Source organism: Lysobacter fragariae, assembly GCF_054779775.1.
The window spans coordinates 305,470-319,208 of sequence record NZ_BAAGXP010000012.1 but is presented as its reverse complement, the minus strand read 5'-3'; the positions used below and the strand labels follow the sequence as shown (position 1 = coordinate 319,208).

The following is a 13,739-nucleotide window of genomic DNA, read 5'->3' as shown; positions in this document are numbered from 1 at the left end:
GAACGGTTACGGCGAGAGCCGTCCGCTGGAAGCGCTGGGCGATGCAATGCCGGGCTGCAAGAGCGAGAAGAACCGCCGCACCGAGCTGAACGTCCAGAACTGAGTTCTGCATCAGCTGCAGTAAACGCGAAGCCCGGCCAAGTGCCGGGCTTCGCTTTTTTGTGCATTGGTTCGCGGTGATATGGGATCCATGCAAATCCGAAATCAGATGCAAGCCAATTCGGGCTTCGCGCCTGTGAAGCGTAGTGCCGACGTCGATCACTCTAGGTGATCCAGACTCCGCAGCCAGCGATCCGCAATGATCGCGAAGCCCCGAAGCTTCAGATTCCGAAACCGAAGTCGCGCTGGTCGCGGTTGTCCCCCCTGTACGCCCGGCCTAAACTCGCCGGACAGGGTGCCTCGTAGCCGGCATCGCAATGACGGAGAAGCCCATGCAACGCGCACTGATTGGATTGTCGGTCTGGTTCCTCGCTGGCGTCGCCCACGCCCAGATGCCGCCCGACTGCAGCGCGTTGCCGCGTCAGGGTCTGCCCGTGCAGCCGACGCTGCTGGCGCCGGCGTCGCCTGAACTGACCGCGCCGACCCACCAGCTCGGTGCACCGACCGGCGTACTGGCACAGGCCTTCGACGAAGCGCTCGCCGTGGACAACGTGCTGCTGCGGATACGCAGCGAGAGCTGCATGCAGCTGGCGAAGGCGACCGTGCCGTCGGCGCCGGCGGCGATGCCGTCGTCCACCGACCCGGCCGCCTACCAGCCCAAGACCCAGTACGACAACACACCCTGGCGTTTCAACATGAGCCAGAACGGCAAGCGCATGACTGCTGACGAATTCAGCGCCTGGATGAAGGCCAAGGGCGTGCGCGTGGCCAAGGGTGCGCCGCCCGCAGGGGAAGCCGTTCCTGCCGAAAAGGCCGAAGAAAAGAAGTAAGCCGGAACAGGTTGGATCCCGCGATGGCCGGATCACCGCGCCACGGCTTGGCCCGCGTGCTGTCCAAGCGAGGCCTGTGTTCACGCACGGAAGCCGCCCGCTGGATCGCTGCGGGCCGCGTTCGTGTCGACGGCCTTATCGTCCGCGACCCGGAGTTTCCGATCAGCGCCGATGGCAGGCAGCGGATCGAGGTCGACGAGCAGTCGCCCGAAGCCACCCAGCGCCTGTACGTGATGCTCAACAAGCCTCGCGGGCTGCTGACCACGGCGCGTGATGAGCAGGGGCGCGACACGGTCTACCGTTGCTTCGACGAAGCGCAGCTGGACGGCGTGCCGTTACCGTGGCTGGCGCCGGTGGGCCGCCTCGACAAGGCGAGCGAGGGGTTGCTGCTGTTCTGCAACGACCCGCAATGGGCCGCGCGCATCACCGATCCGGAGACCGGCCCCGACAAGACCTACCACGTGCAGGTCGACACGATTCCCGAGGCCGCATTGCTGGACCAGCTCGTCACCGGCGTGACGGAGGAAGGCGAGGCATTGCGTGCGAAGTCGGTGCGGATGCTGCGCCAGGGCACGCGCAACGCGTGGCTGGAGATCGTCCTGGACGAAGGGCGCAACCGCCAGATCCGACGCCTGCTCGCGGCCTTCGATATTGCCGTGCTGCGCCTGGTGCGGGTCGCCATTGGCGGCGTGCAACTGGGCGAACTCGCCAAGGGCCAATGGCGCCCACTGACCCCGGAAGAGCTCCGCGCCCTGTCCAGCTGAGCAACGCGCCTACGCCCCCCGTGCACCGCAGCGCAAGCGCGATGCACGTCGCAACACCGGAAATTCCCGGTGCATGCATCACGCGGAACTGTGGCCGCATGCACCTTTTGCAGCGACTCGACTCCCCGTCGTGGCCCTAGACTTTGAAATCGCAGGGGGCTGCAAAAGGGGAGAAAACTGATGCGCGCTATTGTCTTGGCCCTTCCGGGCTTGCTGTTGTGTGGCCTTGTCTCGGCGAAAGAAATGCCGGCTTCGTCCATCACTCGCATCGACGTGACCGGAACTGCCTCGCCAGTCGCCGCCAAGTCGTGGTTGTCGGGTGAGCAGCTCGCCGCGCGTCGTCCGGCGAAGAAGGCGAGTGCTGCAAAGAAGCCGCCGGCACCGGTGGAAAAGAAGACGGCTGCCGACAGCAACCGCTTCAACATGACCCAGAACGGCAAGCAGATGACTGCCGACGACTTCGACAAGTGGATGAAGGCGAAGGGCATCCGTGTTGCTGGTGGTGCACCCGCGGCCGGCTCCAGCGGCGCCGCTGCTCCGAGCAAGTAAAAGCAGGCGGGCTACCTGGGCCTGTCAACGCGACCTGCCGGATTGCGTTAACAGGCCCTGGCTTTCCCGCCTTTGCGGGTCACTGGAATCGAAGCGACGAAGGCGACGCAGCGAACCCGCGTCGCGTCGCGATCAGGCCTTCAGTACACCCAGTTCGTGTCCGATGCGGATGAACGCATCGATCGCGCGATCCAGGTGCTCGCGGGTGTGTGCCGCGCTGATCTGCGTGCGGATGCGCGCCTGGCCCTTGGGCACGACCGGGAAGAAGAAACCGATCGCGTAGATCCCTTCCTCCAGCAGGCGTTGCGCGAACCGCTGTGCCAGCGGCGCGTCGTACAGCATGACCGGCGAGATCGGATGCACGCCCGGCTTGATGTCGAAGCCCGCTGCCGTCATCCGTTCGCGGAAATACCGCGTGTTCTCCTGCAGCTGCTCGCGCAGGTCGCCCGCCGCGGCGAGCATTTCGAACGCCTTGATCCCCGCGGCCACCACGTGCGGCGGCAGCGAGTTGGAGAACAGGTACGGACGCGAACGCTGGCGCAGCAGCTCGATGACTTCACGCTTCGCGGTGGTGAAGCCGCCCAGCGCGCCACCCATCGCCTTGCCGAGCGTACCGGTGAAGATGTCGATCTTGTCCATCACGCCTTTCACTTCGGCGGAACCGCGGCCGTTCCTGCCGAGGAAGCCGGTGGCGTGGCATTCGTCGATGTGCACCAGCGCGCCGTACTTCGCCGCGAGTGCGGTGATCTCGTCGAGCGGCGCAATGAAACCGTCCATCGAGAACACGCCGTCGGACGTGACCATGATCGTGCGCGCGCCGTCAGCCTTGGCCTGATGCAGCTGTTTCTCCAGGTCGGCCATGTCGCAGTTGGCGTAGCGGTACCGCTTGGCCTTGCACAGGCGCACGCCGTCGATGATCGAGGCGTGGTTGAGCGCGTCGGAGATGATCGCATCAGCTTCGTCCAGCAGCGGCTCGAACAACCCGCCGTTGGCGTCGAAGCAGGCGGCGTAGAGGATCGTGTCCTGCGTGCCGAAGAAGTCGGCGATCGTCTTCTCCAGCTGCTTGTGCAGGTCCTGCGTACCGCAGATGAAGCGCACCGACGCCATGCCGAAGCCGTGCGTGTCCAGCGCGTCCTTCGCCGCGGCGATCACGTCGGGATGATCGGCCAGACCGAGGTAGTTGTTGGCGCAGAAGTTCAGCACCGTGCGGCCGTCTTCGAGCGTGATCTGCGCCGACTGCGGCGAGGTGATGATGCGCTCGGACTTGAACAGGCCGGCGGCGCGGATTTCGTCGAGGGTATCTGTGTAGCGTTGGGTAAGGGACATGCTCTTCGCTCGTCATTCCCGCGAAGGCGGGAATCCATGGACTTTCTTTTCAGAAGCAGGCGCCGGTCCCGGCAGGGAGGGAATCCGGACGATGCCTGGTTGCTTCGACATCGAAGGCAACGCCCGTGGATTCCCGCCTTCGCGGGAATGACGGTGGATGGATCAATTCCAGCTCAGCACGACCTTGCCGGCCTTGCCCGATTCCATGAGCTCGAAGCCCTGCTGGAAATCGTCGATCGGCAACTGGTGCGTCAGCACCTTGCCGAGCGGGAAGCCGCCCAGCACGAGCTGCGTCATCTTGTACCAGGTCTCGTACATCTTGCGGCCGTACATGCCGTGGATGGTGAGGCCCTTGAAGATGATCTTGTCCCAGTCGGCGCCGGCGCCCTTGGGCATGATCCCGAGCATCGCGATCTTGCCGCCGTGGTACATGCAGTCGAGCATGTCGTTGAAGGCGCGCGCGTTGCCGCTCATCTCCAGGCCGACGTCGAAGCCTTCCATGTGCAGGTCGGCCATCACGTCCTTGAGCGAGGTGTTGGCGACGTTGACCACGCGCGTCGCGCCCATGTCGGCGGCGAGCTTGAGGCGGTAGTCGTTGACGTCGGTGACCACGACATTGCGCGCACCGATGTGCTTGCAGATGCCCGCGGCGATTATCCCGATCGGGCCCGCACCGGTGATCAGCACGTCTTCGCCGACCACGTCGAACTCCAGCGCGCAGTGCGCGGCATTGCCGTAGGGATCGAAGAACGCCGCCAGCTCGCTCGGGATCTGGTCGGGGATCGGCCACAGGTTGCTGGACGGCATCACGATGTATTCGGCGAAGGCGCCGTTACGGTTCACGCCGATGCCGACGGTGTTCGGGCACAGGTGCTGGCGGCCGGCGCGGCAGTTGCGGCAATGGCCGCAGACGATGTGGCCTTCGGCCGACACGCGCTGGCCGACCTTGTAGCCGGTGACGCCCGGGCCGAGGTCGACCACGCGGCCGACGAATTCGTGGCCGATGACCAGGCCGGGCTTGATCGTGCGCTGGCTCCACTCGTCCCACAGGTAGATGTGCAGGTCGGTGCCGCAGATCGCGGTCTTCTCGAGCTTGATCAGGACTTCGTTCGGGCCCGGCGACGGGATCGGCACCTGTTCCATCCAGATGCCCTTGGTGGCTTCGCGCTTGACCAGCGCCTTCATCGTCGACATGGGATTCGCCCTGTGAGGTTTCATGGGAGCGGCCGCGGCGGGCGCGGCGCGAGGCCCGAAATTATACGCGCCGGGACCTTGCCGACCCTGTCGGCGACGCTACTGCGTGCCCTCCACGGGCCGACGATTGCCGGCCTGCTGCGTTCAGGACCGGTCGCCGCTCGGCGCGGATGCGGATTTCCCGCTCACCCTGAGCGCAGCCGCGTAGCGTCCTTCGACTCGGCCTGCGGCCTACGCTCAGGATGAGCGGATCCCGAGGGCTGCGATCCAGAGCTCGGAGCTCCCGGCCGGCCGCAGTAGATGCGGATTTCCCGCTCACCCTGAGCGTAGCCGCGAAGCGGCGAAGTCGAAGGGCGGCCTGCGGCCTACGCGCAGAATCCGCGCTGCATTCGGGATACAGGGCCCTACACCGGCAACGTGTACTCGAACGAGTACGAATGCGCGCCGTCCTTGGCGATCTCGATCAGCAGGCTGCCGCGCAGCCCGGCCAACGCGTCGGTGCCGCTGCCCGGTACCACGGTCACCGACAGCGAGCCGTGGCCGTTCTCCATCACGCCGTTGTGCTGGAACATGAAACGGCCCCCGCGGCCTTGCAGCGAACCGATCACATGCTCCACCGCCACGTAGCCGGCCGAGCCCGTACTCGGGTCGCCGGCGCTGAGCATCTCCACGACGCTGCTGGCATCCAGGTCGCCGTGGAAGCGCTTCTCGAAGCGGATACGTCCGAACGCGGCATCGCCGCCGGCATCGACGGACTCCATCGCGGTGCGCTTCACGTCGAAAGGGCCCTTGGCGAGCTGGCTCATGATGCGATTCCCTGTGCGGTGAGGACGCCATGGTTCCACGCTTTCGCGCCACGGGGTAGGCGTCGCTTGCGGACACCGCGTTCAACCGCCGTGGCGGCGCGACTGCTTCGACATGCTGCTGGTTCGGCGACTTGTCGCGAAGCCCGCTGCGCTCACGCGTTCCACGCGGGGGCATTCCACACGGCGAGCACCCCGGATCGTTCTGCTACGCTGGCCCGCCGTCGATTTCCCGCCGCCGCATGAAGATCCTCCTCGCCCGCCACGGCGAAACCCCGTGGAACGCCGAAGGCCGCTACCAGGGCCAGGAAGACATCCCGCTTTCGCCGATCGGCGAATCCCAGGCCCGCGCACTCGGCGACCGCCTGGCCGAAGCCCGCATCGATCGCGCCGTCGCTTCGCCGCTCAGCCGCGCCCGTCGCACCGCGCAACTGGCGCTGGGCGAGGAGCGCGCCGGCATGCTGACGCTCGACGAAGGCCTCATGGAAATCGCCCACGGCACCTGGGAAGGCCTGCTCGCCGAGGAAATCCGCGCGCGCGATCCCGAACTCATGGACGCCTGGCGCAACGCGCCGCACGAAGTACTGATGCCGCAGGGCGAATCGCTGCAGCACGTGCTCGATCGCGCGTGGCCGGCGCTGGAGCGCGCCTGCGCCGGACTGGGCGCGCACGAGACGCTGCTCGTGGTCGCGCACGACGCCGTCAACCGCGTCCTGCTGTGTCGCATCCTCGGCATCCCGCTGGCGAACCTGTGGTCGTTCCGCCAGGCCCCGACCACGCTCAACCTGCTCGAAGGTCCCGACGTCGACCATCTGGAAGTCGTGCGCCTGAACGACTGCAGCCACCACACGCCGCTGTTCGGCGAGGCCGTGCACCGGGCGTTGTAAAGCGCGGTGTAAATCCGCGGGCGCGCGCCTCCCGTTCTCGCGGTGGGAGCCTGTGGACATGCCCTGTCATCCCGAGCGCAGCGAGGGATCTGTTTTTCGCGACGAAATAGCAGATCCCTCGCTGCGCTCGGGATGACATTTGACTTGTTCAGTGATCGAAAGACGGGCGTCGCCCGAAGTCGTGAACAAGAGCGACGCGGGGCTCGCTTCCCCGCCTTCAAATGCGTCGTGCGGACCGGTCCGGCTACGTCGCTGGCTGGGCGGGTCGAGACCCGCCCTACAATTGCGCCCATGCAACGCACCCTCGCCGACTGGCTCGAGTACATCGAGCGCCAACATCCAAAATCCATCGAACTCGGCCTTGACCGCGTGCGCGAAGTCGCCACGCGCATGGGCCTGAAAAAGCCCGCGAAGAACGTCATCACCGTCGCCGGTACCAACGGCAAGGGCTCCACCGTCGCCTTCATCGAAGCGATCGCGCGATCCGCTGGCTGGAAGGTGGGCGCGTACACCTCGCCGCACCTGCTGGCCTACAACGAGCGCGTGCGGGTCGATGGCGACGATGCCGGCGATGCAGATCTTGTCGCCGCATTCGAAGCGATTGAAGCCGCGCGCCTGCAACCGGCCGCAATGGCGAAGGCAACTGGCAAGCGCGTTGCGTCCATGCGCCGCCCGCAGACGGATGCCGGCATCGCCGGCCCCGATGTCGCGCTGCCCGAAACCACAAAAGCACTGACCGAAGCCGCGCCGACCGAAGTCCCGCTGACCTACTTTGAATTCGGGACGCTCGCTGCGTTGTGGCTGTTCGCGCGCAGCGGTCTTGACCTTGCGATCCTCGAAGTCGGCCTCGGCGGGCGCCTGGACGCGACCAACATCGTCGATCCCGACGTCGCCGTGATCACCACCGTCGACCTCGACCACCAGGACTGGCTCGGTACGGATCGCGAAACTATCGGCCTGGAGAAGGCCGGCATCGCCCGCGCATTCAAGCCGTTGGTGCTGGGCGACGACGATCCGCCCGCCAGCGTGCTGCGGCATGCCTACGCGATCGGTGCGTCGGCGGTCCGCGCCGGCTGCGATTTCCTCATCGAACCGGAGCATCGGACCCTGTTCGAAGCGCCGGTCGAAGGCTGGCGCTGGCGCGAAGTGGGCTTTGCCATCGACCTGCCGATGCCCGCGCTCGCCGCGCCGGTGCAGGTGCGCAACGCCGCCACCGCCATCGCCGCGTTGCGTGCACTGGGCAAGACGCTGCCGCGGGCGGCGATCGTGCAGGGCGTGTCGCAGGCGCGCGTGGCGGGCCGGTTGCAGCGCTTCGAGCGCGACGGCGTGGACGTCGTCGTCGACGTCGGCCACAACCCGCAGGCGGCGCGTGAACTGGCGGCATGGCTCGCCGCGGCGCCGCCGACGGGTCGGACGCACGCTGTGTTCGCAGCGCTGGGCGACAAGGATGCGGCCGGTGTCGTCGATGCCCTCGCGGATCGGATCGATACCTGGCAGCTGGGTGGACTGACCGGCAGCGGGCCGCGCGGGCTGGACGTCGATGCATTCGCGGCGCGCCTGGCCGGGACCGTGGCCGGCGAGGGGGCGCGCCATGCCGATGTCGCGGGCGGGTTGGCTGCGGTGCTGGCAGGGGCACGGCCGGGTGATCGGGTGCTGGTGTTCGGGTCGTTCCATACCGCGGCGGCGGCGTTGGAGTGGTTGGCGAAGCATCCGCTGGGCTGAATCCTTGCCCGTTGTGTCGGGTCGGCCGCCGGTGCGGCATCGTCCGGTGAGTCGTGTGCCGTTGCCGCGTTCCGGGCCGCCGGCTCGGCATTGTTGGTGTCCGGTTTTCGGCTGGGTTGCGGGCCGGCTTTCGGCGACTCGAGTCGGTCCGACGGTGACTGCAGTCGGCATTCCGGCGACTCGAGTCGGTCCGACGGCGACTGCAGTCGATATTCCGGCGACTCGAGTCGGTTCGGTGGGCGACTGCAGTCGGTATTTCGGCGACCTGAGTCGGCCGGGTGGCGACCCAAGTCGTTGTTCCGGCGAGCTGAGCCGATACGTTAGCGACGGCGGTCAGCTACTCCAGCGATTCCAGTCGGGATAGGTACGTTCCTCGACCAGACCGGGTCAGCGAGACGTCTCCATTCAACCTTCCTGCGGTCTGGGGCGTGGCGCGGGCGGTATAATTCGCGCGCCCCTTTCCCCCGAGGCTCCGATTCGATGGAACCCGCCCTGAAGCAGCGAGTGGTTGGCGCGTGCGTGTTGGTAGCCTTGGCAGTGATTTTCCTGCCCATGCTGGTCAAGGGACCGGCGCCCGAGAGCGGTGTATCCGATGTGCCGTTGAAGCTTCCCGACGCTCCGGCCATCAATGAAGGCATCGAAACCCGTGAACTGCCGCTGGTGACGCCCGGTTCGGCGCCGGCCAGTGGCGTCGTCGGCATGGACGCGAGCGCGCCGGCCGACGCCGGTGCCAATCCGGATGCGGCCGAACCCGCCGCCGGCATGCTCCCCGCCACCACCGCCGGCGGCGATTACGCCGTCAGCTTTGGCCGCTACGCCACGGTCGCCGATGCCGACCGGGTGATCGCCGCGCTGCGCAGCGCGCAGCTGCCCGGCTACCAGGAAGCCACGACCGAGAACGCTCGCACCCTGTACCGCGTGCGCATCGGGCCCTTCACGACCCAGGCCGATGCCGAAGCCGCCCGCCTGCGCGCCGCGCACGTGCGCGACGACGTCGGCGCCAAGGTCGTGGTGCTGAACGCGGACGCCTCGGCGCCGGCCGACACTGCGCCCGCCGCGACGCCTGCGTCGCCGCCGGTCGCCGCTGCGACCCCCGCTGCGCCGAAGGTCGAACCACTGCCCGAAACCAAGCCGGCGACGATCGCGGCCAAGCCGGCCGACACAAAGCCGGCGGCCACGAAGCCGGCTACCAAGCCCGCCGCACCCGTCGCTACCGCACCCGCCAAGCCTGTCGCGACAACGCCGCCGGCCACGACCAGGCCTGCACCGCCCGCCGCCGCAGCCACCGGCTTCGCCGTGCAGCTGGGCGCGTTCGGCAACGCCGATGAGGCGATCAAGCTGCGCGACCGTGCGCGCGCCGCCGGCCTGCGTGCGTTCGTCGATTCGGTGCGGACCGACAAGGGCGTGCTCAGCCGCGTGCGCGTCGGACCGGTGATGACGCGTGCGGAGGCGGACCAGTTGAAGACACAGGTCGCCAGCAAGCTCGGCGTCGGCGACGCCATCGTCAAACCGCACCCGTAAGGGTCCGGTGCGGCGGCAGGCATTCGGATCGAGGCAGCAATGACGGCGCTGGACTGGGTGTTGCTGCTGGTGGTCGGTGTCTCCGCGCTGTTGGGGCTGCTGCGCGGCGTGATCGGCCTGGTTGCCTCGCTGCTCGCATGGGCGTTGGCGGGCGTGGCGGCGCTGGCGTTCGGCGGCGACGTCGGCCGCAGCCTGGTGACCGACGGCCAGCTGGGCTGGGGCGAAGTGCTCGGCGGCTACGCCTTGAGCTTCCTCGTGGTCTGGATGGTGGTGGCGCTGATCGGGTGGGTGGTGAAGCGGGTGGCGGATTCGGCCGGATTGTCTGGCGTCGACCGGATGTTCGGATTGGGACTGGGGGTGGTCCGCGGCGTGTTCTTCGCCTGCGTGCTGCTGCTGGGACTTGGCCTGAGCGACGTCCCGCGTGAAGCCGCCTGGCGCGGTTCGGCCCTGGTGGCGGTGCTGCTGCCGGGTGCGCAATGGATGCGCGGCTGCCTGCCGCCGTGGGCGGCGCAACGCATCGACCTGGAAGGTCGGGGCGCGTCGTTGCAGGCCTCGGTGAAGGAATTGCAGCAGCAGATGCCGCACGGACTGCCGGCGGCGATTCCTGAAGGGCTGATGGCAGGCGTGTTGGCTTCAGGAGAGCCCGCCTCTGGAAGCGCGGCCTCTGGAAAGTTCGCTCCCGAAGGGTTGCCGGAGGCAATCCCCGACCTCATACAGGGTGTGTCGCAACAGGTTTCATCGCGCCGCGCCCCTTCACGATCCGAACCTTCAACAGCACCCGTGCGCGACGACAAGCTCGTGCACTGATCGGATCTGGTGATTCAGCAATTCAAGCCAGATCCAGTTCCAGATCCAACTACAGATCCAACTTCAGATCCAACTCCGATCCAACCCGGTTCCGGTACACCGGAACCACCCAAGCAGGATTCATCGACATGTGCGGCATTATCGGAATCGTCGGCAACACGGATGTGGCCGCCCAGCTCTACGACGGACTGTCCGTGCTCCAGCATCGCGGCCAGGATGCGGCCGGCATTGCCACGGCAGACGGCGGCAAGCTGCGCGTGTACAAGGGCAACGGCCTGGCCAGCGACGTGTTCAGCGAAGACGCGATGCTGCTGCTGCAGGGCAAGTTCGGCATCGCCCATTGCCGCTATCCGACGGCGGGTTCGGAAGGTTCCGACGAAGCCCAGCCGTTCTACGTCAACTCGCCCTACGGCATCGCGCTGGCGCACAACGGCAACCTGATCAACACCGACAAGCTGCGCCGCGAGGTCTTCGAGCAGGACCTGCGCAACGTCAACACCGAGTCGGACTCGGAAGTGCTGCTGAACGTGTTCGCGCACGAGCTGGGCCTGCAGAAGGCGCTGACGCCCGAGGCGGTGTTCAGTGCGGTCGAAGGGGTTTCGCGCCGCTGCGTCGGCGGTTACGCCGTCGTCATCGCGGTGCTGGGCCTGGGCCTGGTCGCGTTCCGCGATCCCAACGGCATCCGCCCGCTGGTGCTGGGCAAGCGCAGCAAGGGTGGCAATGACGAATACGCGGTGGCGTCGGAATCGGTCGCGCTGGACCTGCTGGGTTTCGAGCGCGTGCGCGACGTGGCGCCGGGCGAATGCCTCGTGATCACCGCGCGCGGCGAGCTTTTCGCCAAGCAGTGCGCGAAGCCGCAGAAGCACACCCCATGCATCTTCGAGTACGTGTACTTCGCGCGTCCCGACTCGATGATGGACAACATCTCCGTGCACAAGGCGCGCATGCGCATGGGCCAGAAGCTCGGCGAGAAGATCCTGCGCCTGATGCCCGAGCACGACATCGACACGGTGATCCCGATTCCGGACACCTCGCGCGACGCCGCGCTGGAAATCGCCAACGTGCTGGGCGTGAAGTACCGCGAGGGCTTCATCAAGAACCGCTACGTCGGACGCACCTTCATCATGCCGGGGCAGGGCCAGCGCGCGAAGTCGGTACGTCGCAAGCTCAATCCGATCCCGCTGGAATTCAAGAACCGCGTCGTGCTGCTGGTGGACGATTCGATCGTGCGCGGCACCACGTCGCAGCAGATCGTGCAGATGGCGCGCGATGCCGGCGCGCGCAAGGTGTACCTGGCTTCCGCCGCGCCGCCGGTGCGCTATCCCAACGTGTACGGCATCGACATGCCGTCGGCAGAGGAACTGGTCGCGCACGATCGCACCGAGGAAGAAGTGCAGACGCTGCTGGGTTGCGACTGGCTGATCTACCAGGACCTTGCCGACCTGGAAGAGGCCGTGTCCGGGCCGAAGCACCGCATGGAGCATTTCGACTCCTCGTGCTTCAACGGCGACTACGTCACCGGCATCGAGGAAGGCTACTTCGACCGAATCCGCCAGCTGCGTTCGGACGAGGCGAAGAAGACGCGTCGCGCGTCCTGATTCATTTGTTTCGTTCCCGCGAAGTCGGAATTTCGACGGCGCTGCCGGTCAACCCGGTGACTTTTGTTTCGCGGTTATTCAATGAGCAAAAGTCACTGGGCTCCCGCCTTCGCGGAAGTGACGAGCAAGGGCAACAGCCTTGAGCAACCTCTTCGACGCCGCCCGCGATTGCCTCGATGCCGCTGATCCCGCGGCGAAAGTCGAGCGCACCTTCGCTGCCGCCGCGGCGTTCGCAAACGGTGAGCTTGGCGTTCCCCAGGACGCTGAGCCGCCGCAACTGATCCGAATGCCAGGCCGCCCCGAGCGGCCGGTGCTGGTGCCTCCGCGCGACCTGCCGCGGCGCGGCTTCGGCACGAAGGAAGGACTGGCGGCCTTCATCCACGCCGTCGCCCACATCGAGTTCAACGCGATCGATCTGGCGTGGGATGCGGTCTACCGCTTCCGTGGACTGCCGCCGGCTTTCTACGCTGACTGGGTGGGCGTCGCCAACGACGAAGCGCGTCATTTCGTGATGCTGCGCGGGCGCCTGCAACAGCTGGGTTACGACTACGGCGCCTTCGACGCCCACAACGGCCTGTGGGAAATGGCGGAAAAAACCGCGCACGACGGCCTGGCGCGGATGGCGCTGGTGCCACGCGTGCTGGAAGCGCGCGGGCTGGATGTCACGCCGGGCATGATCGCCAAGCTGCGGTCGCTGGGTGACCATGCGACGGTGGCGATACTCGAAGTGATCCTGCGCGAGGAAGTGGCGCACGTCGCGGCGGGCTCGCGCTGGTACCGCTGGTATTGCGAACGTGCCGGCGTGGAGCCGCGCTCGCGCTTCCGTGACTTGCTGCGTGAATACGCAACCGGCGTACTGCATGGCCCGTTCAACACCGATGCGCGGCTGGCGGCGGGGTTCGACGAAGAAGAACTGCATGCCTTGCAGGCGCAGGCCGACGCAGCAGCCGGACGACGGTAGGGTCGGGAAGGTCGGCCGTCGTGAAGTCCACGGGCAGGTCGATCATCAGGGGCTTGTTCATCGCGGGCTCATCGCCAGCGGCAGTATGGTTACCGGTAGCGAGATCAGCTTCCGTCAGATCACCACCCGCCAACACCGGCGACGCCAGCATCCGCCGGTCCCGATGGAGTCCGCCCATGCGCATCCTTCCCGTTGTACTGTGCGTCGCCACTTCGCTGCTCGTTGCCTGCCCGCGTTCGACGCAGGTGCCCACCGACACGCCGCCTGTCTCGACCGCGCAATCGCCTGCCATGAAGCCTGCTGCTCCCGCCGCCAACACGCCGACCACGCTGCCGCCCGGTGCGCAGGGCAAGCGCGCGGCTGGCGAGGAGAATGCGCCGGTGACGGCGTGGCGCGGCTTAGGCAACGAACCGTTCTGGAGCGCGCGCGTGGACGGCGAGACGCTGGTGTTCAGCACGCCGGAAGACCAGGAAGGCAAGACGATGCAGGGGCGCCGCGTGCCGTCGCTCGTGGGCTATGTCTTCATCGGTCGCGATGGCGATACCGACTTCAACCTCACGCTGAATCCGGGCGGGTGCAGCGACGGCATGTCTGACAATCGCTACCAATTCACCGCGAGCTTCAGCTACGGCGACACCACCTACAACGGGTGCGGGGAGTTGGCCAAGTAGGTGAATC

Annotated in this window: 13 protein-coding genes; 10 read left to right on the top strand and 3 right to left on the bottom strand. The window is 66.9% G+C overall.

What is annotated here, in order from left to right; translation table 11 throughout:
* Positions 1–431: 431 nt before the first annotated feature.
* The 3 genes from ACYVD7_RS13520 to ACYVD7_RS13510 all read left to right on the top strand — a co-directional run bounded on the left by ACYVD7_RS13520 (position 432) and on the right by ACYVD7_RS13510 (position 2,242).
* Complete coding sequence (locus tag ACYVD7_RS13520) at positions 432–929, top strand: hypothetical protein (protein WP_460764214.1); 498 nt, start codon at positions 432–434, stop codon at positions 927–929.
* A gap of 23 nt (positions 930–952) precedes the next feature.
* Positions 953–1,693, top strand: coding sequence for a pseudouridine synthase (locus tag ACYVD7_RS13515; RefSeq protein ID WP_460764211.1), 741 nt, complete (start codon positions 953–955; stop codon positions 1,691–1,693).
* A gap of 180 nt (positions 1,694–1,873) precedes the next feature.
* A complete protein-coding gene (locus ACYVD7_RS13510; RefSeq protein WP_460764208.1) occupies positions 1,874–2,242 on the top strand; it encodes a hypothetical protein in 369 nt (122 codons plus the stop codon).
* 132 nt (positions 2,243–2,374) lie between these two features.
* Here the strand turns inward: ACYVD7_RS13510 and kbl are convergent, their stop codons facing one another.
* The 3 genes from kbl to ACYVD7_RS13495 all read right to left on the bottom strand — a co-directional run bounded on the left by kbl (position 2,375) and on the right by ACYVD7_RS13495 (position 5,568).
* The gene (gene kbl / locus ACYVD7_RS13505; RefSeq protein ID WP_460764205.1) at positions 2,375–3,568 is read right to left on the bottom strand and encodes a glycine C-acetyltransferase; all 1,194 of its coding nucleotides are present in this window, start codon (positions 3,566–3,568) and stop codon (positions 2,375–2,377) included.
* Between the two features lie 162 nt (positions 3,569–3,730).
* Entirely contained in the window at positions 3,731–4,753 is a 1,023-nt protein-coding gene (gene tdh, locus ACYVD7_RS13500) for an L-threonine 3-dehydrogenase (protein ID WP_460764252.1), read from the bottom strand.
* A gap of 413 nt (positions 4,754–5,166) precedes the next feature.
* Complete coding sequence (locus tag ACYVD7_RS13495) at positions 5,167–5,568, bottom strand: DUF3224 domain-containing protein (RefSeq protein WP_460764202.1); 402 nt, start codon at positions 5,566–5,568, stop codon at positions 5,167–5,169.
* 239 nt (positions 5,569–5,807) lie between these two features.
* Here ACYVD7_RS13495 and ACYVD7_RS13490 point away from each other — a divergent pair, with 239 nt between their 5' ends.
* The 7 genes from ACYVD7_RS13490 (at position 5,808) to ACYVD7_RS13460 (ending at position 13,732) form a co-directional block, all read left to right on the top strand.
* The gene (locus ACYVD7_RS13490; RefSeq protein WP_460764199.1) at positions 5,808–6,452 is read left to right on the top strand and encodes a histidine phosphatase family protein; all 645 of its coding nucleotides are present in this window, start codon (positions 5,808–5,810) and stop codon (positions 6,450–6,452) included.
* Positions 6,453–6,743: 291 nt separating this feature from the next.
* On the top strand, positions 6,744–8,174 hold the full coding sequence (locus ACYVD7_RS13485; RefSeq protein ID WP_460764196.1) for a bifunctional folylpolyglutamate synthase/dihydrofolate synthase: 1,431 nt from the start codon (positions 6,744–6,746) through the stop codon (positions 8,172–8,174).
* Positions 8,175–8,654: 480 nt separating this feature from the next.
* Complete coding sequence (locus ACYVD7_RS13480) at positions 8,655–9,695, top strand: SPOR domain-containing protein (RefSeq protein ID WP_460764194.1); 1,041 nt, start codon at positions 8,655–8,657, stop codon at positions 9,693–9,695.
* Positions 9,696–9,734: 39 nt separating this feature from the next.
* Entirely contained in the window at positions 9,735–10,502 is a 768-nt protein-coding gene (locus tag ACYVD7_RS13475; protein ID WP_460764192.1) for a CvpA family protein, read from the top strand.
* A 128-nt stretch (positions 10,503–10,630) separates the two neighbouring features.
* The gene (gene purF, locus ACYVD7_RS13470) at positions 10,631–12,100 is read left to right on the top strand and encodes an amidophosphoribosyltransferase (RefSeq protein WP_460764189.1); all 1,470 of its coding nucleotides are present in this window, start codon (positions 10,631–10,633) and stop codon (positions 12,098–12,100) included.
* 139 nt (positions 12,101–12,239) lie between these two features.
* Positions 12,240–13,061, top strand: a complete 822-nt coding sequence (locus tag ACYVD7_RS13465; RefSeq protein ID WP_460764186.1) for a ferritin-like domain-containing protein — start codon at positions 12,240–12,242, stop codon at positions 13,059–13,061.
* A 176-nt stretch (positions 13,062–13,237) separates the two neighbouring features.
* Positions 13,238–13,732 (top strand): COG3650 family protein, encoded by a 495-nt coding sequence (locus tag ACYVD7_RS13460; protein ID WP_460764184.1) that lies wholly within the window; start codon positions 13,238–13,240, stop codon positions 13,730–13,732.
* Positions 13,733–13,739 lie beyond the last annotated feature (7 nt).